Here is a 23,883-nt window from a genome sequence, read left to right on the forward strand (position 1 = left end):
TTCAACCAAGGTCATTTTTTTTGGAAAGATCTTTTTTTACCTTTAATGACGGATTTTATTAATTTGATCATGAATGAGGGATAATTATTGTTTAAAACAACGATTGGATTTTACAATTTCCAGACCAAACAACAGGCGCTATCTTTAGTTGAATTTTGATAACAAGAGCATCAATAAAAATCAAGAAAAAACAATTTGAAAATACTATTAACAGGTGCAACCGGTTACATTGCCCAACGTTTACTGCCCGTACTCCTCCAGGAGGGCCATCAGGTGGTCTGTTGTGTCAGGGACAAAAACAGGTTCAATATCCACCAATTTCCCTCAGCTAACCTTTCGGTAGTGGAAGCCGATTTTTTAGACGAAAAAAGCCTGACAAATATCCCGGATGATATTGACATGGCCTATTACCTCATCCATTCCATGTCTTCTTCAGGTGGCAAGTTTGAAGAAATGGAGGCTACTTGCGCAGAAAACTTTAAAAACCGCATCGAGGAAACCAAAGCCCAACAAGTCATTTATCTCAGTGGCATAGACAATGAGGAAGAATTGTCCAAACACCTTTCTTCCCGAAAGAATGTGGAAAGCATTTTATCGGATGGCAAATTTGCGCTGACCACTTTGAAAGCAGGTATTATTGTAGGTTCTGGCAGTGCATCCTTTGAAATCATCCGGGACCTGGTAGAGAAATTGCCAGTCATGATTGCCCCCCAATGGCTAAAAACCAGGTGTCAGCCCATTGCCATCAGGAATGTGGTGGAATTTCTGAAAGGGGTCATCCTCAGAAAAGAGACCTACAACCAAAGCTTTGATATCGGAGGGCCGGATATCCTGAACTACAAAGAAATGCTATTGCACTTTGCAAGAATCAGGGGCTTGAAGCGTCGCATTATGGTGGTACCGGTCATGACCCCAAGGATTTCATCCTATTGGCTGTATTTTGTGACATCCACCTCCTATGCCCTGGCCCAAAACCTGGTGGATAGCATGAAGATTGAAGTGATCTGTTCGCCCAATGACCTGGCATCCTCACTGGGCATCAAATTGATCGGATATGATGATGCCATCAGGCTGGCTTTCGATAAAATTGAGCAAAACCAGGTTTTATCCAGTTGGAAGGATGCCCAAACTTCCGATCTGCTGCATAAAGGCCTGACGAAGTACATGGAGGTACCGGTAAACGGCTGCTATGTGGAAGTCCGCAGACTTCCCATTGAAAATGAGGAGCAGGTCTTAACGAATATTTGGAAAATCGGCGGTAAGCAGGGTTGGTATTATGGCAACTGGCTCTGGGAGATCAGGGGGTTTTTAGATCAATTGGTGGGTGGTGTAGGGATGCGCAGGGGAAGAAAGAGTGAAACTGAAATTTCAGCGGGAGAATCCCTGGACTTTTGGCGGGTACTCATCGCCAGTAAATCCGAAAAGCGGCTCCTGCTCTATGCAGAAATGAAATTACCTGGGGAAGCCTGGCTGGAATTTAAAATTGAAAAGGGCGAGTTGGTGCAGACAGCCACCTTCAGGCCCCTGGGTTTGTGGGGCAGGGTTTATTGGTATTCGGTTTTTCCCTTTCATGGCTTCATTTTCGGGGGAATGATCAGGAATATTGCAAGTTCACATTCCTGAAACCATAATACATTCTACGTAACGATACCATCAAGAGCACTTTTTTCTTTTCGGGAGCTTAATGGTGCTAATCAATCCTATTCTGTTTTTATAGCCAATAAAAACTTACTTACCGAAAATGTTTGGTTTTGAAATTAAAAGGGTACATTTATTAGGTATCAAATCCTTGATAATCAAAACTTATGAATAAAACAGCCCTGATTACCGGTGCATCCGATGGCATTGGTTTGGAACTCGCAAAAATTCATGCTTCGAAAGGAGATGATCTCGTCCTGGTGGCAAGAACCATATCGAAATTAAATGAACTTAAGTCCGAGTTGGAAACTGGGTTTGGCATCAAGGTCTATACCATCCAAAAAGACCTGTCAGTTCCCAATGCTGCCAGGGAGGTATACGATGAGGTGGCAAAACAAAAAATTTCCATACATTACCTGATCAATAATGCTGGTTTTGGTGATTTTGGGCCCTTCCATGAAAGTGACTGGGACAAACAAGCGCAGATGATCAACCTGAACATCCTGTCCCTGACCCAATTGACAAAATTGTACCTTGAGGATATGATCCGGCAGGGAGGGGGAAAGATTATGAACCTGGCCTCCACAGCTGCTTTTCAGCCTGGTCCCTTGATGGCTGTCTATTTTGCCACTAAGGCCTATGTGCTCCATTTTTCTGAAGCTATAAATAATGAAGTAAAAGAAAAAGGGATAACGGTAACGGCCCTTTGTCCCGGACCTACGGAGAGCGGCTTTAAAGCCGGTGCCAAAATGGAAGAGAGTAGTCTTATGAAAGGCAAGAAACTTCCGAGTTCTAAAGAAGTGGCAGAATTTGCCTATAGGAAAATGATGCAGGGTAAACCAGTGGCCATACACGGCATAAAAAATTATATTCAATCAAATGCCGTGAGATTCGCTCCCAGGGCACTTTCGGTTAAAATAGCCAGGGCTGTGATCAAAAAAAATTAAGGGCTTTAAATTGTTGGTTTGTTAAGCTGCTTTTATTGTTAAGATTATCTAATTAGCATGAATTGGAGACCAATTTATTTGGAAAAAATAGGTTTGTTTTTTTCAGCCGTTTCTTTATGCTAAACGTATATTGCTACAATTTGACAATTGATTTAAATTAAACCTTAAGTTGTCAGAGAAACTTTTAAACAGCCATAAAACAAAAAGATGAAAACAAAAGTCCCTTTGAAAAAGGGCTCAACAGAAAGGACCGGAAAAACCAAGGGCCCAGTAAAAAATTTGGAGTATCACTTGCACCCCGAATGGTGGAAAAGAATTTTTAATGCCACCTATCTGAAAACAGATGCGGATGTAGTGGAAGATGAGAACATCACGAAATCGGAAATTGACCTTTTCCATGAACTGCTGGACATCAGGGAGGGCAATAGCCTACTTGATCTGGCTTGCGGGCAGGGTAGGCACTTGCTGGAACTCAGCAACCGTGGGTCCTTCCAACTTTTTGGCCTTGACCGGTCCAGGTACCTGACCCAAAGGGCGAAATCTATTGCCCGAAAAAAAGGTGTTTCGATTCAATTCAAAGAAGGTGATGCCAGAAAATTGCCCTATGCCAGTGACTCCTTTGATTTCGTCACCATATTGGGAAACAGTTTTGGCTATTTTGAAACGGCTGAAGATGATGTTAAAATTCTCAAGGAAGTATTCAGGGTATTGAAACCCGGAGGTCGCCTGTTGATGGATGTAGCAGACGGATCTTTTCTGAGAGATAACTTTACCCCCAGAAGCTGGGAATGGATCGATAAAAAGCATTTTGTCTGCAGGGAGCGCTCTCTGGCCACAGACAATGAAAGGCTAATTTCCAGAGAAGTAGTCACCAACACAGAAAAAGGAGTGATTGTAGATCAGTTTTATGCTGAAAGACTTTATACCAGGGAAATCCTGGCGGATCTGATAGGTAAAGTAGGGTTTAAGGAACTGAATTTTCATGGGAATATCGAAGTAGCCTCTCTGCGCAACCAGGATCTGGGCATGATGGCCAACCGCTTTATCCTTACCACCACTGCTGTAAAGGAATGGTCGCCCAAGAAAAAGAAAAAAGCAATAAAGAATGTGGTCGTGATCATGGGTGATCCGGCTTTAAATGACATTATCAAACCCGATGCAAAATTTGACGGCGATGATTTTGAAACCATAGAAAAACTCAAAATCGGGCTTAGTAAACTGGAGAATTTTAAATTCAGTTTTCTGAATGGCCACCACACACTGATCAATGATTTACAAAAATTAAAGGACAAAACAGATTTGGTCTTTAACCTTTGCGATGAAGGCTTTGGCAATGATGCCAGAAAGGAATTGCATATTCCAGCATTATTGGAAATGATGAATTTACCCTATACCGGATCCAATCCACAAACGCTGGCCTATTGTTATGATAAATCCCTGATCCGCGGTATTGCCACAGAAATAGGTGTGCCGGTGGCCAATGCCTTTGTCATCACAGCAGAGGACAACCTCTTTGAGCTGAATATTCCTTTTCCAGTTATCGCCAAGCCTAATTTTGGAGATTCCAGTTTTGGGATTACCCAAAAGAACGTGGCCAATACCATTGAAGATTTGGCGGATGCCATTCTCCGGATCCGCGAACAATTCGGGTACGACAAACCCATTCTGGTGGAAGAATTTTTGACAGGTGCCGAAGTATCTGTGGGCATCATCGGCAATTCGGATAACTACCTGGTACTTCCCATCATTGAAGAGGATTATTCTGAATTACCTGAGGGCTTACCGAAAATTTGCGGCTACGAAGCCAAATGGCTGACAGACTCTCCGTATATGCAGACCCTCAGGTCCATACGGGCCTCCCTGCCGCTGTCCCTGGAACAGGAGCTGATCAACCACAGTTTGAAGTTGTTTCAACGCCTGGACTGCAAAGACTATTGCCGTTTCGATTGGCGGCTCAACAGTTTGGATGAACCCAAAATGCTGGAAGTAAACCCCAATCCAGGCTGGTGCTGGGATGGTCACCTGGCCAAAATGAGCAGCATTGGCGGTATGGATTACACCCAGATGCTGGAAGCCATATTGAATGCGGCCGATACCCGATACCATCCCATAAATGAGCCGCAGCTGTCCTAATGATTAAGGTTGCAGGTGTTTGTGGAGAAAGTTTACGGTCGCCTCATTCACCTGCACCATATTCGAAAATTTCATCCAATGGTGCGTATCTCCGGGGATGACCAGATAATCATAGGGTTTTCCCAGTTCATCAAACCTGCGGGCTAAATCAGCACTATGGTAGAACCCCACATTACGATCATCATCAGAATGGATAAACAAAACCGGGGAAGTCCATTGATCCAAATCGGCAATTGGGGATGATTCCCAGGCGATCTGTTTGGCCTCTGCGTAGTCCGGTGCCACTTCAATACCCTCTGGCAGCTCATACCTGTGATCCATATCGTGCACGCCGCTGATGTCTACTCCCACTTTGAATAAACCGGAATCCCTTGCCAAAGCCATGGCAGTAAGGTAGCCCCCGTAAGAACCCCCGTAGATGCCTATCCGCTCCGGGTCTACCAGATCCAGACCGGACAGGTACTCTCCGGCTGCTTTGATGTCCTGGTACTCGGCAGCACCCTGGTAATAGGTGCCGGAGGGGCGGTGGAACTCATAGCCATAGCCAATACCCAACCGATAATTTACCGATAGCACCACAAAACCCATTTCCACCAATTTTTGGTTGATGGCATAGGTATTGGAATAATAATCCATGTAGCTCCAGCCCAGCAACATTTGTCGCTGTGGTCCCCCATGCACAAAGACTACGGCTGGTTTGGTTGATCTGTTTGCTGGCGGTTCAAAAAGTTGTCCATAGACGGTGGTGCCGTCCGCAGCTGTGAATTGCACATGCTTTGGGCTGATCAGCTCAGCCTCTGGAAAATCATCAGGAATCAGTTCTTCTCCCAACAATTTCACCGTCTCTTCCCTCAAAATGGCTGGAAGAAGCGGACGTTTGGGGGTGGCCGAGAAGTAGGCAATTTCATCTTCCCTTCCTGTAAAGACCGGATAGGCTTCAATTCCCTCTCCGGAGGTTTTCCAGGCAAATTTTCCTGTAGTCAAATCAACCGTAGCCAGATGCCTTCTGTCCAGATCATCCGGTAGATCTCCTCCATTGGCGGCAAAGACCAGGCTTTGGCCGTCGGGGTGCAAGCTGAGTTGCTCCACCATAAAATCACCCGGTGTAAGTAAGGTAGACGTATTGTTTCGAAGATCCCGGGAATAAAGGTGGGGCCAGCCGTCTTCATAAGACAGGTACACCAATTGCTCCTGAACGGGCCAATGCAGGTTAAATCCTCCCTGGGTGGAGGGTATGGATCCCCGTAGGGTTTCAGGTGCTTTCCACTGCATGGCTGCTTTTCCGGAGACCACATCTGCTGTCCAAATTTCCCAGGGAGCATGGTGCTTTTCCAATAAGGGCAAAGCTGCCCCGGATCCACCAAGCGTACGCACAAAAGCAATGGATTTTCCATCTGGCGACCAACGTGGAGACTGATCCCGTTGAAAAGAGGGAGCAAGCCATTTCACCGGGGTTTGGGCATCAGTATATATGCCAATCAGGGAATGAGTTCCCCTGTTGGCCACAAAGGCCAGTTGCTTGCCATCAGGAGAATAACGCAACTCCCCGAGGCTGCCCCTGTTCTGGATGATGGCATGTGGTGCTTCTTCTGCATCCAGGTCCTTCCACCAGATAGCTCCATTTTTATTAAATGCCAGTTGATGGCCTGTTCCCCAGACAGGATCATCCCCTTCAGTAAGCATTTCTGTCTTTCCTGTGGCCAGTTCTATTGTCCATATGGCTACATTGGTCATCAGAGGCATATTATTCGTATTTACCGGCCGGGAGGCATTGCCCCCTCCATGGTCACCTCCCCTAACGAATACCAGGTATTCCCCGTCTTCACTGAACTGCAAACTGCTGATTTCCTGACCGTCATCTTCCATAAAATCAGTAATTCGCTCGGGCTGGTAGTCCGGTGCCTCGGCAAAATATACGTTTCGCCTGCCCTGCTCATTCATGGCCCAGGCGATGCTGGATTGGGTAGCGTTGGCAGTCAGTCCGGAGGGAAAGGAGAATTTGGAGACATCCAGGGTACTGAAGTCCTGGGCAAACCCTGGCGATAAGGGGAGCAGCAAACAAATAAGTAAAGCGAATGATGGGAAGAATTTTCGTTTCAACATGGTAAGCTCAGGTTTCAGTAATTTTGATGGATGAAGTAAAGCACTTTTTGCAATTCCTCTTTTTGTACATTGGAGCTGCCGGTATAATTGTTAAAAAAAGTACTGAAGATTAGCGTTTTGCCTGATTTTGTGATCAGGTAGCCACTGAGCGCAGAACTCATGCTCAGGGTACCGGTTTTGGCATAAATATAGGCTGGCTCGCCAGGATCGGCAGGATACCAATTCCGGATGGTACCCGATTCCCCACCAGCGGGGAAGTAGGCCTTAATTTTTTCCATGGGAACCTCTTTCAAGATTTTATCCAGGAGGCGAACCACCGATCTGGGGGTAAACATATTTTGTGGCGACAATCCCGAACCGTCTACCCATTGGGGTTCGTCTGGAAGGTCCTGTAGCAGGCTGTCTTTGGCATAATCGATAGCGGCAGCCATATCAACGGAATCAAAAAGGGCATCCGCAACCATTACCATCAACTGTTCGGCCAGGAAGTTATCACTGATCTTCATCATCTGGGCGTATATGGAATCGGCCTTCGCCGTCGGAAGTTTATGGGGTTTGGCGGCTGGAACGGTCCTTCCATCGATCAGGCTTATTTTGCGGCCCACGGCTTCCTGCAGCAGGTTTCTGGCCAGGTGGGAAGAGGTAATAAAGGGCTTGTCCGTTTCAAAGGATAAATCAGTTGTTTCCGGATTCAGGGCATAAAAATAGATGTTTTTCTCTATGTCTCTTTGAATGGCGTATTTTTCCGGAACCGTTTCGGTTTGCCGGGATAGGGGCAAAAATGTCGTGTTGGGATAAGCTTTGGCCAGCGGGTCTTCTGCTGTTTTGGCGTAACGCAGCACATTGCCATAAATAGGCAATGGTGATCGCTCGGCTGCAAAATAATAGGGGTACCAGTTCCAGGTCCAACCACGTCCATACCGGGAAATCTGATCAAAATTATCCACCATATACAAGTCTTCCGGCCGTTTTTGTAAAAAATGAATGACGGTACTGTCCTGTAAGTCCGGATGCAACAGGGATGGGTCTCCTGTTCCCCAGAACAGCAGAGAATCTCCTTTTTCGATATAGTTCAGTCCGTTTACCCGCTCATCTCCCAGCACCTTGTAGCTGGTATAAAAAGTGAAAATCTTGGTATTGGAGGCCGGAATAAAGTACTTTTTTTCGTTAAGGCTCACCAGGGTTTTTTCCTTTACCGGGTCGTAGAGCATAAAGCCCATATGCCCCTTTTCAAAGACTTCGGAGTCATAGACGGATTTTTTTACTTTTTGTACCGTACAGGAACAAAACAGCAGGAGAAATAGCCAGTAGATTTGCTTCATGGTTTAAATTTAACCTTGGTTGGGGAATAAAAAAGGGATTACCTAAAAAAAGTACACCAAAAATAGCCCAGATTTACACAGAATAAAGAATTGAAACTGGGTGAAGTATGCCACTTCAGCCTCCTATCTTCGGTGCTGTAATCAGTTAATCGTAGGTAAAAAGCCATTTGCAATGGCTAAACCCGTATGTTTTATATTACGATTTTCTTTACTGCATTTCTGTAGGATCCGGCATTTCCATGACCAGTAATGCTTTATTGAGTTATGGTGTTGCTGCAGGTTTGGATGGCAACTGGGTGTAGAATTATTCTACATCCTTTTTATCCAAGTGAAATCTACACCAGGCATTTTCAATGCCGGTTAATCTGAAATGACCGTAGAATCATTCCGCTTCTGTTTACGGGAATCGATTGGCCATTGCAAATGGCCTGATGGGAAGTTTAATCTGTTTGTATCCTGAAAGATAATTGGGCGAAGTTGCAAACTTCGACCAGCCTGTAACTTCGCCCAGCAAAAACCCACATTTTAAATATTCGATCAGGTAGGTATACCAGACATTTGCAATGCTTGTAAATAGGGGAAGAATATAAATCCATCCATGGCTGGACTTATACACTCTTCCCTAAACTTAATCCGGCAAAAATCGGGACAATACTCCTATAACCTTCATTATCTGAATCAAGAAAAAATAGGTAGTTTATCCTACTCCTAAAGAATCCCCTTTCAGGTTTATGATCCTGGAATCTTACTTTTTTGGTTAAAATATAACCCTTTTACCTTGTTTTAAATCGTGGAAAATGACTATTTTTCCTTGATTAAGTTGTTGAAAGCAATGCCAAACCACATAAATATAATCGCCTGCCTATTTATCTTTGTTTTCCTGACACCCCCATGGACACTTTTTGGGCAAGAGAATGACAGGGAATGGCCAGCCTATGGAGGGGATCCGGGAGGCATGCGGCATGCAGCCCTGTCCCGGATAAGTCCCGAGAATGTCAATCGGCTGAAGGTGGCCTGGACCTACCGTACCGGTGAACTGGAATACTACCGGAATAACGATGCGGCAGAAAAAGCCGCTTTTGAAGCCACTCCCCTAATGGTGGAGGGAGTTTTGTACCTGAGTACCCCCAGTAATAGGGTCATTGCGCTGGATGCCGCGACCGGTGCCGAAAAGTGGACATTCGATCCCGAAGTGAACCTGAAAGACGATTATTCAGAAATCACTTCGCGGGGTGTATCCACCTGGCCGGGATCGGATGTAGCAAGGAAAGATTTGGAACGGAGAATATACCTGGCCACCATCGATGGCCGATTGATTGCCTTATCGGCGGCTACCGGCAAGCCCATTTCCGATTTCGGAAAAAATGGCTCCATTGACCTGCGAAAGGGCATCGGTCCCATCAGTGTCACCTCTCCACCTGCAATCATTGGGAACACACTTATCACCGGCTCTTCCATGGGGGATAACCAACGATTGGATTATGAAAGGGGAGTAGTAAGGGCCTTTGATGTTTTGACAGGAAAGCTGAAATGGAGCTGGGACCCTATACCCCGTAGGACGGGAGATCCGGCAAAGGCTACCTGGAAAGGAAAAAAAGCGGCACAGACCGGGGCTGCCAATGCCTGGTCCATTCTTTCGGTTGATCCGGATAGGGATCTGGTGTTTATCCCCACTACAAGTCCCAGTCCGGATTATTACGGGGGAGAACGCATCGGTAAGAACGAATACGCAAATTCAATCGTAGCCCTCCGCGGCAGTACTGGTGAGTTGGTTTGGCATTTCCAGACTGTTCACCACGATCTTTGGGATTACGACAACGCTGCCCAACCGGCTTTGATATCGGTAGAGCGGGATGGTGTGGAGGTTCCGGCAGTGGCGGTCGGTACCAAGATGGGACATATTTTCCTCTTGCATCGGGAGACCGGAAAATCCTTGTTTCCGGTAGAGGAACGGCCAGTTCCCCCAAGTGTGGTGCCCGGAGAGCAAGCCTATCCTACCCAGCCCTTTCCTGTTTTACCACGGCCGGTAGGCCCGCAGCACACTGGTGTATCGGATGCCTGGGGCTTGACCGAAGCTGATAGGAAAATGGCAGAAAAGCGTATGGCTTCCCTACGCAACGAGGGGCCTTTCACCCCTCCCAGCCTGCAAGGTACCATGGTGGCCCCGTCCAATGCCGGTGGAGTGCATTGGGGAGGAGTTTCCTACGATCCTGAACGAAACCTGTTGATCACCAACATCAATCGCCTGGTAGCTGTTGTCCGCCTGATCCCCCGGGAAAAACTTCAGGAAGAAGAAGGAAAGAATGAGGCCCTATTGCGGGCAGAAACCGGACTGCAGGAAGGAACCCCATATGTGCTGAAAAGGGATTACCTGTTTGCGAGAAACGAAAGCGGACTGCAAATGCAGACAAAACCGCCCTGGGGAACCTTGCTGGCCATTGACATGAATTCGGGTGAACTCAAATGGGAGGTGCCGCTTGGCTATATGTACGACCCTCAAACTTATCCGGAATCAGTGAATTGGGGGTCTATAAACTTCGGAGGTGCCTTGACCACGGCTGGCGGGCTAACCTTTGTGGCCGCTTCATTGGATGGTTTTTTCAGGGCTTTCGATACGGAAACGGGTGAACTGCTCTGGCAAAATCAACTTCCTGCAGGTGGCCAATCAACGCCCATGTCCTATCTGCTGGCTGGAAAACAATATGTGGTGATCTCAGCCGGAGGGCATGGCAAGCTGGGTACTCCGCTGGGGGATTATGTAGTGGCTTATGCCTTGGAGTAGGCGGTTTCGTATGTAGGTTTAATCACACCCGGTCGCAAGGAAAAAAAGCGCACCACAGATAGCCCGGATTAGCACAGATAAATCAACGAAAAAAGGACAATCCTGTAGCATAAATTAGCAAAGAGTAGAAAAAATCTGTGGGAAAACCAGCAGTACCACAAAAATGGCCAATAGGGAAAGACCATTAAGTCAGTATCGTTTTTATTTTTGGGATCCGCTTGGCCATTACAAATGGCCCTTTGACAATCATTTTCTGTTTACATCCTCAAAAATAACAGTGGCGAAGTTGCAAACTTCGCCCAGCATCGCCCAGCCTATGCCTAACCCTGTTGGCGCGCATTTTCTGTTTACAGCTTCGAGAATATCTAGGGGTGCACTACAGATAGCGCAGATTAACACAGATAAATATAATGCTACTGGGTGTAGAATTTTTCTACATCCCTTTTATCCAGGTAATACGTACACCAGGCATTTGTAATGCCGGTTTTCCTGGAATAAATGTAATTGATTTACATTTTTATCGGTGAACCGGTATTGCCATTACAAATGGCCTTTTTGTAAGCATTATTTGTTCACACCATCGAAAATAAAAGGGCGAAGTTGCAAACTTCGCCCAGCAAAAAAGAGGAGTTCATTTGTACTACTGATCCCACCAGATCCTGTCCAGCAGGGTCACCTCCGGTACATTTTGGCCATTTCTGCTGACTTCATTGTCCGGATAAGGCAATCTGCGAATAAACTGATTGTTTAAGTCCGTATTGAGATTAGCGGGTAAGGTCATGTCTTTGTAGCCATAATCAAACCGCCTGGCGTCGTTCCAGGTTTCCGGATGCAGGAATAGGGCCACCCATTTTTCTTTCATGATATCATCCAGGGTCAGGGAGCCCGCACCCATGCTTACACCTGGGTCGGATAAATAAGCTTCCTTTTCTGACTCAGGCACTTCCAGCATGTCCATATGGGCTTCAATACCTGCCAAATAGGCCGCATAGGCCCGGTTGGGATCGCTACCCAGGCTCACTTCCGCCTCAATAAACTTTTGCTCTGCAAAAGTAGCGATCAAAAGGGGGGAAAGCTCTGAGGTGTAATACTGACCGGGTATCAAGGTAGAACGGGCTCCTTGTTCCGGCGCATCGCCCCTGCCTGCGCCATTGGGTACACCGATAAATTCCCCATCATCGGTTGTGCCGATCATCAGTGGCAGTCTGGGATCCACTACCGGGTAGGAAGTGCCATCCAAGGCCTCAACAAATTGAGTGGAGATCCAACCGCCCAATAGCAGGCTTTCATTATTGATGGCAATCTGCGCCCAGGGATTAAAACGTTGTTCAAAGAATTCCACATAGGCATCGTCTTCATTTCCTTCAAAACCGTTGTCTATGGCGGAAAGCAATTCATTGGCATTGGCATTTGGAGTATGCAGCATAAACCTGGCTTTGAGTACATTCCCAAATTTTATCCAGCTTTCTACATCCCCTTGAAAAATAAAATCATCATCGCCTATAGAAATAGCAGTGGTTCCAGACAGGTTCTGAATTCCCTGGTCCAGGAGGCTTAGAACTTCCGCATAAAGCTGTTCATCATCATCATAAGCAGGCGTAACAGCACTGAAGTCAAAACCCTCAGAATAAGGCACATCTCCAAAAATATCCACCGTCATTCCCAGGTTCAGGGCCATTAATATTTGGCCGGCGCCCAGGTAATGTCCTGCATCCGACTCTTCAGCTTTGCTGACTAAGTCGGTCAGATCGGTCATGACATTGTACAGGTTAAACCAGGTCCCGCTATAGTTGAGTGGCTCCATGACATCTGACGCACTGGCCGGATTGGGTGAGGCCAGGTACTGTACATAGTTAGAGGTAATGCTTCCGACACGTTGTACATTCAATGCGGTTTCATAAGTGGCATTGGTCATCAGGCCCGTGATAGGGGCATCCTGAGGATTATTTGGGTTTTCGTTCACATCGAGGAAATCTTCACAGGAAGATGCCCCCAGTAGCAGTAAAAGACCAAATATTCGGTTATATATCGATTTCATAATGGCTGAAAATTAAAGTCCAAGATTCAAATTAAAGAATACGCTCTGTACACCCGGGAAGCCCAGACCGGTAAAGCCTACCGCATTGCCTCCCGCACCGGCAGAAAACGATTCCGGATCAAATCCATCCCAGGGTGTATACAGGATGATATTATTGGCTGCTACCGAAACCCTCGCAGACCTGAATGGTGTATTACCCAAAATATTCGGGCTTAAATTATAGGCCAGGGTCAGGTTTCTCAACTTGATAAAGCTGGCATCTGACACAAAGTTCTCACTGGTGGTCCTGTAATGGTTTCTCCAATAGCCTGCTCCGTAGTCCACTCCATCAGGGCCTTCACCTTGCCCAAGCCACACTTCCTGCGTATTTGGCGAACCATCGGCCAGCACGCCTTCAAATACCCTGAAATCTTCCCTGGCCTCGGTGAATTCATTCTTTCCAAAAGCGGAGAGGAAATTGTTAAACTGATTGTATTGCTCTACACCTGTTCGGAAATCTACCAAAAACGATAACTCAAAACCTTTGTAGGTAAAATCATTCCTGATACCACCTATCCATTTCGGAACGGCATTTCCAAGCACCAATTGGGTTCCGGTTCGTACAGGGAAACCATTGGCACCAATGATAACAGGCAGACTTCGGTCCAGAAACAGGTTGTCCGGATCAGCTCCAAACCTTTGGTAGGAGCTGCCGAAAATATTGCCATAAGCTTCTCCTTCTATCAACTTCATAGTTACAGTGGAACCCACATAACCAAACTGGCTGCCGACCACAATCTCATCAATTCCCTCTCTGATGGATTTGATTTCGTTGTCGTTGATGGATAGATTGGCACTGATGTTCCAGGAAAAATCCTGGCTTTGAACCGGAGTACCTCCCAGAATAAACTCAAATCCGCTGTTTTCTATCTCTCCCGCATTGGTAATGTAAGAAGAATAACCTGTGGCATCAGAAATCGGAACCGGAATGATTTGGTCTCTTGCATTTGATTTGTAATAGGTGACATCAAAATTGGCCCGGTTATTCAGGAAGGCTGTCTGCAGGCCAAATTCCAGGGAGGTAGTTTGTTCCGGTCTCAGGTTAGGATCTCCAAATACCGAATTTCTGGTAAATCCCACTTGCCCATTTAGAGGGAAAATATCAGGGGAGGCATAAGTCGCACCCAGGATATGTGGATCGGTATCTTTACCTACCTGTGCCCAGGATGCCCGTAATTTACCAAAAGTGACCCAGGAAGGCAATGTCATGTTTTCACTGAAAACATAGCCCAGGTTTACAGATGGGTAAAAGAAGGAGTTATTGTCCTTGGGTAAGGTAGAGGAAATGTCATTCCTTCCGGTAATATTAAGAAAAAGGAAGTTTTTATAATCCACCATCAGGTCACCGTAAAAGCCAACCAGCCTTCTTAATCGTTTACGTTGACTGGCAAAAATCTGGGTGGTATTGTTCAGGTTATAAAACTCAGGGATCACAAAATTTTCTCCCCGGGCCGTCACTTCGTCAAATCGCCTTTCAAATATATCATTTCCTAACCTCAAGCTGGTATTCCAATCGGAATTGAATTGCTTTTTCAGGGTAATGAAGAAGTTGGAAGTAAGGTCTCTGCTATTGATCCGTGTTTCTTCCAAAAGACCGGTGGAGCTCAATGCCACTTCACCGTCTATTCCCTTTGGTCCGGGAGTGATTTCCGTACGGGTATCGCTGTAGAAATCATTTCCAAGCCGGTAGGAGAATGACAGCCAGTCTGTAGGGTGGTAGTTGAGGTTGATATTACCGATAACCCTGTTCACATCGTCTTCGTAGGTAGCAAAGCGGGCATCGTAAATGGGGTTGGTATTGCCATAGGTACGCATGGTACCATCCTCGTTGATGTAATCACGGACATCGGTTGTTTCGGACCAGTACATCATGCGTTCCATAAAACGGTCATGCGGCACGCGGTTTCCTCCTGTATTGGAGAAATTAATAGAGCCGGAAAAATCAAATTTATCACTTGCTTTTACCGATCCGGAAAGCTTTGCCGTGGTCCTGTCCCAGGTGGAAAAGGGTATGATCCCTTCCTGTGTAAGGTTGCCAAAGGAGCCATAGAAAGTAGCGACTTCATTTCCTCCGGAAATACTCACACTGTTGTCAATCTGCACCCCCGTGTTGAAAGCCCTGTTCCAGTTGTCCTGGTACCTGTGATCAGGTACTGTCTGCTGCACCTCGCTGATGGGTGCCCCCCAGGAGGGCCAGAAACTGTTAGGTTGGTATTCCCCACTAAATCCCTGCCCGTATTCATCCTGAAGTTTAGGAAGGCGGTTTAGTTCTTCAAAGCCCACCGATCCGTTGTAATTGACCCTGATCTGACCTTCTTTCCCCTTTTTGGTGGTAATGATGACTGCACCGTTTGCGGCACGCACCCCGTATAAGGCGGTGGCCGCAGCTCCTTTCAGTACGGACATGGATTCAATGTCATTCGGGTTGACATCAGCCATCCGGTTGGATAGGCCCCTGGGGGTGCCTGAGGATTCAATGGTGGAGTTATCCACTGGGACACCATCCACCACAAAGAGGGGCTGGTTATCCGCACCCGGGTCCAGGGAGTTAATGCCCCTGATGATGATTCGGGCAGATTGGCCCGGGGCACCTCCCGAATTGGTAACCTGAACACCGGCCACCTGGCCTTGCAGCGCATTGACCAGATTGGGCTGCTTCATTTTGGTGATCGCTTCCGAATCTATGCTTTGAGCCGCATATCCCAGGGATTTTTTTTCCTGGGATATACCAAAGGCCGTCACAATGAATTCATCCAAATCCCCGGCCTCAGGGCTCAATGCAACATTCAGGGTTTGATTGTTGCCTACCTGACGGGATTGGGAAGCAAAACCTATAAATGAATACACCAAAACCGCATTGGGGCCGGGAACATCGATGGAATAATTGCCGTCAATGTCCGATACCGTCCCTGTGGTGGTACCCTCTATCACTATGCTGACCCCCGGAAGAATTCCTCCATCCTCCGTGGAAGTCACTTTTCCGCTAACGCTCCTTTGCTGGGCCATTAAAGGCAGTTGCAGCAAAAGCAAACAGATTAGCAATAAATAATGTGTAAAATTTCTATTCATAGGAATATGGTTTATAAGATGAACAATGCTTGATTAAGTTTCTTGAGTTTTATGCTTTACTTGTCTGAAAGACCTTAAAGGACCGGATTTTCAAGTGTTTTTTTAACCCGTATTCCAAGAATTAAAACTATAGTGCCGGTATTTGGTTTTGATTTTCATGAAATTAAAAAATTAAGTTAAACATAAAAAAAATAATTTAGTCCAATTTGATTCAAATTTTTTTCTGTTATTTATAGAAAGCTTCGGTATCAGAAAGTAAAAATCCGAATATTTACTGTAGCTATTGAATTAACACAAAATGTTAATTGGATAATTTAAGGATATTGCATGAAATCGTCAAAGATTCCCCGTCCGACTGGCGTCAGCCGGGCGGGCATGTGGCTTATTAAAAACAAATTATAAACACGTGAAAGAATACCAAAAAATTACACATACCAACACTTTACAGGTTATCCCCTGGAATGATCTGGATGCTAAGCGTAAGGATTTGATCCAACTGGCCACCAAAGCAGTTGACCTGGCTTATGCTCCCTATTCTAATTTTCGGGTTGGTGCAGCAGTAGTTTTGGAAAATGGGCAAACCTTTTGGGCCAACAATCAGGAAAACATCTGTTTTCCGGTGGGGATATGTGCAGAGCGACTTTTGCTGGGTTATACCCATGCCAACCACCCCGATCAGAAACCGGAAATCCTGGCCATTGTGGCAAAAAAAGCGGATAATAGTGGATTAGCCACCGTCACCCCTTGCGGACTTTGCAGGCAAAGCATCAGTGAATACGAAATGAAATTCAAAAAGCCCATCGAAATACTGATGTACCGGCCGGATGGAACGGTACTTCAGGCCGATGGAATAGATGCCTTGCTGCCCTTTAAATTTGAAGACCTGAATCAGTAATGGTCCGGCAAAATATTACCTACCAACAGCAGCACTTGTACCACCTGAGCCATCAGCCATCTGGAGAAGAGAACTCCCTTTGGCTGGTTTTTCATGGATACGGGCAATTGGGGAATTTTTTTCTCAGGAAATTTTCAGCACTATTTCACCCCACGACCCTGATTGCGGCTCCTGAAGGTCTCAACCGCTTTTATCTGAAGGGTTTTTCCGGAAGAGTGGGTGCCAACTGGATGACCAAACATGAGCGGGAGAACGATATGGCGAATGCCAACAACTACCTGAATGCCCTGATGAAAAACCTGCGGCAACAACTTCCCCTACTCCAATCCATACATGTTTTGGGCTTTTCTCAAGGAGCTGCCACCATGAGCCGTTGGATCTGTCAGGCAGGACTGGATTTGGACAAGGTCGTTTTCTGGGGAGGCGCTCCTGCCCATGACCTGGATCCAAATTTACTTCAAAAGACCTTAGCCAATTGCCGGGTAATCGCAGCATTGGGAGAAGAAGATCCATTTCTGAAAACCGAAAATTTTCAGGTGCAAATGAAACAACTTACCGTTCCTGGCATAGCTCAGTTACAAATCAAATATTATCCCGGAGGACATGAACTGGAGACTGGGTTGCTCAAAGAAATATTTTTGATGTAATTTTGCCCCATGAAGATTTTATATCAACTGGGGATGTTGCTGATGGATGGGCTGATGAAGCTGGGCAGCCATTGGTCACCCAGGTTGAAACAGGGGGTATCGGGAAGAGAAGGCTTGTTTGAAAAACTGGAGGCATTTAGAAAAAAACATCCGAGTCCACTGGTCTGGTTTCATGTGGCCTCCCTTGGGGAATACGAACAGGCGAAACCGGTAATTGCTGCCTTCAAGGAGAAATATCCCTTTTGGGCAGTAGCCGTTTCCTTTTTCAGCCCTTCAGGCTATGAACAGGCGATCAGAAAAAAACAGTTGTGGGTGGATCACATTACCTATATTCCCACCGACACCCCTTCCCATGCCAAAAGATTTGTGAAAATCCTTTCACCGGATATGGCTGTTTTTATCAAATATGACCTTTGGGCGAATCATATAAGAGAATTGAAAAAGCAGGCTATTCCGCTCTTTCTGGTGGCGGCAGCTTTCAGAGCGGAACAGGTCTATTTTAAATGGTATGGTGGTTTTTTCCGAAACCTGCTTTGCCAATTCGACCATATTTTTACCCAGAACAGCCTGTCCAAAGATCTTTTGGAAAAAATCAATTGTACCCGGGTAAGTGTCACGGGAGACCCAAGGTTTGATAACGTGGCCCGGATCAGCACTCAGCCCAAGTCTTTTCCGGATATCCGGGAGGGAATCAACGCTCCTGTTATGGTGCTGGGGAGTGTATGGCAGGAAGACATGGACCTGCTGATTCCCTGGATCAACCAGTCGGCCGATATTCAATTTATCCTTGCCCCGCATGACATTCAGGGGCCTATGATTCAGCGTTGGCAACAAGCCATCCAAAAACGCTGCATCAGGTATTCGGCATATAAAAGTGATTGGCAGGTACTGATCATCGATAATATTGGTATGCTTTCCTCCCTCTACCAATTTGGCCGATGGGCATATGTGGGAGGAGCTTTTGGTAAAGGCCTTCACAATATTCTGGAGCCGCTGGCTTTTGGCATACCGGTCATGTTTGGAGAGCTGAAACAAGTATCCAGGTTTCCGGAGGCAGGCATCAGCGAAACATATGGCTGTGGCTTTCCAGTAAAAAATAATGCAATGTTGGCTGAAACCATGAACCAACTGATGCAGCCTGAACCCTATCAAAAGGCCTGCCAGGCTGCCAGAAAGCTACTATTGGCCAACCTGGGCAGTGCAGAAAAAACCATCGAGACCATCAAAGAAACAACATGGAAGGAAGGGTAATCAAAACAACAGGATCCTGGTACGAAGTGCAAACCCCGGAAGGCCTGTTAAAAGCCCGGCTGAGGGGCAAATTCAAGCAGGATGAGCTCAAACTCACCAATCCCATTGCGGTGGGAGATTATGTGCTCCTGCAAAAGGAGAAAGACCAGGAAACAGCAGTCATCAGTGAAATCCTTCCCAGGGAAAACTACATCATCAGGAAATCTACCCGGAAGCAGCACTTCTCGCATATACTGGCTTCCAATGTGGATCAGGCTTACCTGGTAGTGACCGTGAGAAACCCCAGGACCTCACTTGGTTTTATTGACCGGTTTTTGGTAAGCACGGAAAGTTTCCGGATTCCAGCCAGCATCATCATCAATAAGTCTGATGAGATCATCAAGGAAAAGGACAAGGAGTATGCAGCGCTGATAAAAGAAATCTACGAGCCTTTGGGCTATCCGGTAATCCTGGTTTCAGCCCTATATGATGAGGAACTGGTTTTGTCACTGGGTGCACAGCTGGACGGCAAGACCACGCTGATGACCGGACATTCCGGAGTGGGCAAATCTACCCTGCTCAACCGGCTGGTGCCAACTGCCCGGCAAAGCACCCAACCGGTATCAAAATCTACATCTAAAGGGACACATACCACTACCTTTGCCGAAATGTTTTCCTTTGGCAAGGAGGGGTACATCGTGGACACGCCCGGCATCAAGGAATTTGGCATATTGGATATTGGTGATGAAGAGCTCTCTCACTACTTTGTGGAATTGAGAAAATACCTGGGCCAATGCAAATACAATAATTGCCAGCATGTCAATGAACCGGGATGCAAGGTATTGGAAGTACTGGAGGAGGGATACATTCATCCCTATCGCTATGAAAGCTACCTGAAGATTTTGTATGAAGAAGATGACCACCGCTAGTTGACGTGGAATCCGGCGAGACGTCAGGACACCGGAAGCCGTAAAAAATCGGCAATCCTTTGAAATCAGTTTCTTTTGAAGTAATTTTCTTTTTTATTTCATCCGGATACTTCTTCGGGTTAAAATCCTAATTGTCCCATGAGTGAAACAAAAACCCTGGTGCTGAACCACAAGCAAATCCAACAGAAAATCGTGCGGATAGCCTATGAAATTTATGAACGCAATGTGGGAGAAACAGCATTGATATTTGCCGGATTGACGGGCATGGGTCATGTCCTGGCCGGATTGATCGCTGAAAAGCTGAGTGAAATAGCTCCCATAAAGGTGGATCTGATCGCCGTAAGCCTGGATAAATCCAATCCAAAGTTAGGAGAGGTTAGGCTATCGGATAAAGGACCCTTTGGCGGAAAATGCATCATCCTGGTCGACGATGTACTCAATACGGGTAAAACCCTGGCTTATGCCATGGTGCCTTTTTTGGAAGACAATGTCAAACAAATAGAAGTGGCCGTACTGGTGAACAGAAGTCACAAGTTGTTTCCCGTTTCCCCTGACTATACCGGATTCGAACTGGCCACTACCCTTAGCGAACACATTACTGTAGATTTACAACCTGAAGCCTCCACCGTTCACCTGCACTGATATGTCTGTACACCAATCTACCCACTTGAAACGGATTACCACGCATATCCTGCAGGAGATGAAAAAGCGGAATGAAAAGATCTCCATGCTTACCGCCTATGATTTTTCGATGGCCGGAATTGTGGACAGTGCCGGCATAGATATGATTTTGGTGGGCGACTCGGCCTCCAATGTAATGGCCGGCCATGAAACGACGCTTCCCATTACCCTAGATCAGATGATTTACCATGCCACCTCAGTGGTGCGCGCAGTGGAAAGGGCATTGGTAGTGGTAGACATTCCCTTTGGATCCTATCAGGGCAATAGCTCTGAAGCCTTGCGCTCTGCGATCCGCATCATGAAGGAGTCAGGAGCCCATGCCGTAAAGGTGGAGGGGGGAGCGGAGATCAAAGAATCGGTGGTCCGGATTTTAAGTGCGGGTGTCCCGGTAATGGGCCATTTGGGTCTTACTCCCCAATCCATTTATAAATTTGGCACCTATACCGTCAGGGCCAAGGAAAAGGATGAGGCCAACAAATTGCTGGAAGATGCCAAAATTCTGGAAGACTGTGGCTGTTTTGCGCTGGTGCTGGAAAAAATACCTGCCAAACTGGCCAAAAAAGTGGCAGAGCAGGTTTCTATTCCAGTAATCGGAATTGGTGCCGGCCCCGACGTGGACGGGCAGGTGCTGGTATTGCACGATATGCTGGGCATCACCCAGGAGTTTCAGCCCAGGTTTCTCCGGCAATATGCAGACATACGCAGCACCATGCACCAGGCCGTCAGCAATTACATCAAAGATGTAAAAGCAAAGGATTTTCCCAACGAAAAAGAGAGCTACTGACTTTCCAGAAAGGCCAGCAGATCTTTCAGGTCCTGATTGCTTAGCCGCTTTTCCAGGCCTTCGGGCATCAGGGATGTTGCTGACATGCCATATTCCAAAGCATCCGCTTTTTTTACCTGGACAAACCCCTCTGCCTGGGTATACAACTTGATGTCTTCATAGCCCACATCTATCTGCCGGCCATCATATCGGGTACCATCTTTCATTTCAATGAACCAGCCCTGCCATTCCGGACTCATTTCTTCGGATGGCAAAAGGATGGAGCCGATCAGCCCCCTTCTATCCTTTGATTTGCCTACATTGCTCAGGTCGGGTCCCAGGTCCCCGCCGCGGGCACCTACTACATGACAGGTGGAGCAAAGCGAAGTGTTGGAATAAAATACCCTCCTTCCCCGGTCGGGATCGGCCGGGCCTTCAAGTAGGGAGTTCCACGCATCCAATTCCTGAGGATCGGGTCGTTGGCCGGTGTCCTGTGACAAGGCCAGCATCAACTGCTGCCGCAAGCCTTCACTGTCACAAGTGCTTCCGTCATTCAAAACCCGCTCCATGGCTAGCTTTACGGCTTCTTCTCCACTTTTGGCCCGAAGATACCTTGCCGCAGCTATGGCCAGGTTTTCACTGGAAACTTCTAATAGTGGAATAATTTCCCTCCATTCTTTCAGGGGCTGCCTGGAGAGTGCCGACAAGGATTCTGCCCGTAGATTGACGGGTTTATTTGTTGATAAACTGATCTGAAGCAGGACATCCGCCACCTGTGGATCAGGTACATTGGCCAGGGTCTGGATAACTTCCATTAGCAGGTACTCCTCTTTTTCCAGGGATAAAAATTCCAGCAGAAGTTCTTTCTGATCGGCCGGATCTTCGAGATACCGAAGGGCAAAGGCTCTCATTTGAGAAGGATTGGAGGGATCACTGACAATTCCCGCAATGAATTCATCTGGTAATTCTAAAGGGATCCGCTTGGAGATTTCTTCCTGTTTATTCTGGTATGCCTTCTGGAATTGTGGTTCCAGGAGTTTTACCGTTTCCAGATAGGTTTCGAACAATTGGGTCGTAAAATCTCCGGCAGTAAGGGCCCGCTCCAGGTTTTCCCTTTGGGATGCCAGTCCATGACTGCCGATCCAGATCAGTGCCATTCTTCTTATTTCTGGATCAGGATCTTCTAAAAATTGCCGGGCCAGGGCGGCTTCCCTGGGATGATCGGAATGCCGGAGTGCCAAAAGTGCGCTCAACCTTACATCAGCTGATGCGTCCTGCATGGCCTGCTCCAGTTTTTTCCGGTGCACCTCCCTGCTTAAACCCATCACCGCAGTATGTCTTACAAAAGGATCATTGGATTGGAGGTTTTTGAAATGCTGGTCAAAATTAGTCGATTTTGAAAGCAATTGGTTTAACCGCTTCACCTTTTCGTTGGCTATAGGTGGATCGTACAGGCTTCTTTGCGCCAAATGTTCGGTATTTTCTTTTGCCGAAAGCTTCCATATTTTCCCTTTCCCATGGTTGGGATATACTCTTTCCACCCAATCGGTAAAATAAATATTGCCTTTACTGTCAGCGGCAAATGCCACCGGCCGGAAATTTTTGCCCCCCCGTAAAATCACCTCGGTGGATCCGGTCAGGGACAACCCCTTTTCTTCCAGGGCAATCCGGACGATGCTGCTTTCCTCCCAAATGGTACAGAGCATCTGATCATGGTAATCTTGAGGCAGTCTGCCCAGGTTGGCGTTCAGGAGTCCGGAAGGCGATTCTCCCAATGGGGCTGCATAGGGTAGGGTTCCCGGCAATTCACCATTCCAGGCCAGGTAGGGGTGAATCCCGCTACCCCCAAACAAGGATTGGTAGCCAAAGTCGGAGCCTTTTACCGCATGAACCAGTCTGTTTGGACCCCGGCTGTCCGGATCATTGTCGGCTACCAGCAAGCGACCGTAGTTATCAAACTTCAGGTCAAAGGGATTCCAGTATCCCGTAGAAAATATTTCCAGTTCTGTCCCATCCGTTTTGGCACGAAGAATATTGCCGCCATCTCCATAACCCGACACTTCCTTGCCATCACTGCCCTGAAAAATCCAGTGGGCTGCCCCGGTGTTGCCCCTGCCGATATACATATACCCTTCCGTGTCGAAGGCAATGCTCAGGATGGCGGCATGGGCATAGACCTGTCCGGGTTTGGTAAATGCCATCAGTTTTTCGCTTCTTTCGCTGATCCCGTCTCCATCCTCGTCATAAAATTTCCACACCTCTTTAGAGGTAACCGCAAACAAATGTCCTTCCGGAGAAAAAGCGATATTCAAACCCTCAAATAATCCTTCCGCAAAGACGGACTCCCTGTCCCAGTTCCCGTCTCCATTGCCGTCCTCATAAACTTTGATGAGATCATGGTCCGGACCCTGATAGTCTTTTGGTGGCAGATGGGTATGGGATTCCAAGACATATACCCTGTCTTTTTCATCCACGGCAATGCCAATAGGCGTGACAATTTCAGGATCCTGCTTCATCAGGGTCAATTCCAGCCGCTCGTCCAAAACGGTGACGCCGTCCACTACCATGGGCCCATTTTTTACCTCACTGTTTTCACAGGAGAAAATAACAGGTACCCATAAAATGAAATGTGCAAACAGGAACAGGTCTGGTTTTTTTAAATACATA

15 protein-coding genes are annotated in these 23,883 nt (G+C 46.8%); 10 read left to right on the forward strand and 5 right to left on the reverse strand.

The window, feature by feature from the left end:
* The first annotated feature begins 195 nt into the window (after positions 1–195).
* The 3 genes from G9Q97_RS20600 to G9Q97_RS20610 all read left to right on the forward strand — a co-directional run bounded on the left by G9Q97_RS20600 (position 196) and on the right by G9Q97_RS20610 (position 4,718).
* Positions 196–1,623: an SDR family oxidoreductase gene (locus tag G9Q97_RS20600; protein ID WP_166150388.1), complete on the forward strand. Its 1,428-nt coding sequence runs from the start codon at positions 196–198 to the stop codon at positions 1,621–1,623.
* A gap of 182 nt (positions 1,624–1,805) precedes the next feature.
* On the forward strand, positions 1,806–2,585 hold the full coding sequence (locus G9Q97_RS20605; RefSeq protein ID WP_166150390.1) for an SDR family NAD(P)-dependent oxidoreductase: 780 nt from the start codon (positions 1,806–1,808) through the stop codon (positions 2,583–2,585).
* Positions 2,586–2,792: 207 nt separating this feature from the next.
* Positions 2,793–4,718 (forward strand): methyltransferase domain-containing protein, encoded by a 1,926-nt coding sequence (locus G9Q97_RS20610; protein ID WP_166150392.1) that lies wholly within the window; start codon positions 2,793–2,795, stop codon positions 4,716–4,718.
* A 3-nt stretch (positions 4,719–4,721) separates the two neighbouring features.
* Here G9Q97_RS20610 and G9Q97_RS20615 read toward each other — a convergent pair whose 3' ends face one another.
* Together G9Q97_RS20615 and G9Q97_RS20620 are read right to left on the reverse strand one after the other, a co-directional pair.
* Positions 4,722–6,821: a S9 family peptidase gene (locus G9Q97_RS20615; RefSeq protein ID WP_166150394.1), complete on the reverse strand. Its 2,100-nt coding sequence runs from the start codon at positions 6,819–6,821 to the stop codon at positions 4,722–4,724.
* A 14-nt stretch (positions 6,822–6,835) separates the two neighbouring features.
* Complete coding sequence (locus G9Q97_RS20620) at positions 6,836–8,143, reverse strand: D-alanyl-D-alanine carboxypeptidase (RefSeq protein ID WP_166150396.1); 1,308 nt, start codon at positions 8,141–8,143, stop codon at positions 6,836–6,838.
* Positions 8,144–8,975: 832 nt separating this feature from the next.
* On the opposite strand from G9Q97_RS20620, the gene G9Q97_RS20625 reads away from it, so the two are divergent.
* Positions 8,976–10,925, forward strand: a complete 1,950-nt coding sequence (locus G9Q97_RS20625) for a pyrroloquinoline quinone-dependent dehydrogenase (protein ID WP_166150398.1) — start codon at positions 8,976–8,978, stop codon at positions 10,923–10,925.
* Between the two features lie 640 nt (positions 10,926–11,565).
* On the opposite strand, the gene G9Q97_RS20630 is transcribed toward G9Q97_RS20625, so the two are convergent.
* Entirely contained in the window at positions 11,566–12,963 is a 1,398-nt protein-coding gene (locus G9Q97_RS20630; RefSeq protein ID WP_166150400.1) for a SusD/RagB family nutrient-binding outer membrane lipoprotein, read from the reverse strand.
* Positions 12,964–12,975: 12 nt separating this feature from the next.
* Positions 12,976–16,071: a SusC/RagA family TonB-linked outer membrane protein gene (locus tag G9Q97_RS20635; RefSeq protein ID WP_166150402.1), complete on the reverse strand. Its 3,096-nt coding sequence runs from the start codon at positions 16,069–16,071 to the stop codon at positions 12,976–12,978.
* Between the two features lie 406 nt (positions 16,072–16,477).
* Here G9Q97_RS20635 and G9Q97_RS20640 point away from each other — a divergent pair, with 406 nt between their 5' ends.
* From G9Q97_RS20640 to panB, 6 genes are all read left to right on the forward strand, one after another.
* A complete protein-coding gene (locus G9Q97_RS20640) occupies positions 16,478–16,966 on the forward strand; it encodes a cytidine deaminase (RefSeq protein WP_166150404.1) in 489 nt (162 codons plus the stop codon).
* On the forward strand, positions 16,966–17,613 hold the full coding sequence (locus G9Q97_RS20645; protein ID WP_166150406.1) for an alpha/beta hydrolase: 648 nt from the start codon (positions 16,966–16,968) through the stop codon (positions 17,611–17,613). The genes G9Q97_RS20640 and G9Q97_RS20645 overlap by 1 nt, the downstream gene beginning before the upstream one ends.
* A gap of 9 nt (positions 17,614–17,622) precedes the next feature.
* Positions 17,623–18,864 carry a 3-deoxy-D-manno-octulosonic acid transferase gene (locus tag G9Q97_RS20650; RefSeq protein WP_166150408.1) on the forward strand — a complete coding sequence of 414 codons (1,242 nt, stop codon included), beginning with the start codon at positions 17,623–17,625 and terminating at the stop codon, positions 18,862–18,864.
* Positions 18,849–19,772 carry a ribosome small subunit-dependent GTPase A gene (gene rsgA, locus G9Q97_RS20655; RefSeq protein WP_166150410.1) on the forward strand — a complete coding sequence of 308 codons (924 nt, stop codon included), beginning with the start codon at positions 18,849–18,851 and terminating at the stop codon, positions 19,770–19,772. Before G9Q97_RS20650 ends, rsgA begins: the two co-directional genes overlap by 16 nt.
* A 138-nt stretch (positions 19,773–19,910) precedes the next feature.
* Positions 19,911–20,414, forward strand: coding sequence for a phosphoribosyltransferase family protein (locus G9Q97_RS20660; protein ID WP_166150412.1), 504 nt, complete (start codon positions 19,911–19,913; stop codon positions 20,412–20,414).
* A 1-nt stretch (position 20,415) separates the two neighbouring features.
* Positions 20,416–21,237, forward strand: coding sequence for a 3-methyl-2-oxobutanoate hydroxymethyltransferase (gene panB / locus G9Q97_RS20665; protein ID WP_166150414.1), 822 nt, complete (start codon positions 20,416–20,418; stop codon positions 21,235–21,237).
* Here the strand turns inward: panB and G9Q97_RS20670 are convergent.
* A complete protein-coding gene (locus G9Q97_RS20670; protein ID WP_246255799.1) occupies positions 21,231–23,882 on the reverse strand; it encodes a PVC-type heme-binding CxxCH protein in 2,652 nt (883 codons plus the stop codon). The genes panB and G9Q97_RS20670 overlap by 7 nt on opposite strands.
* Between the last annotated feature and the right edge of the window lies 1 nt (position 23,883).

It is taken from the genome of Cyclobacterium plantarum, assembly GCF_011290685.1.
GTDB lineage: Bacteria > Bacteroidota > Bacteroidia > Cytophagales > Cyclobacteriaceae > Cyclobacterium > Cyclobacterium plantarum.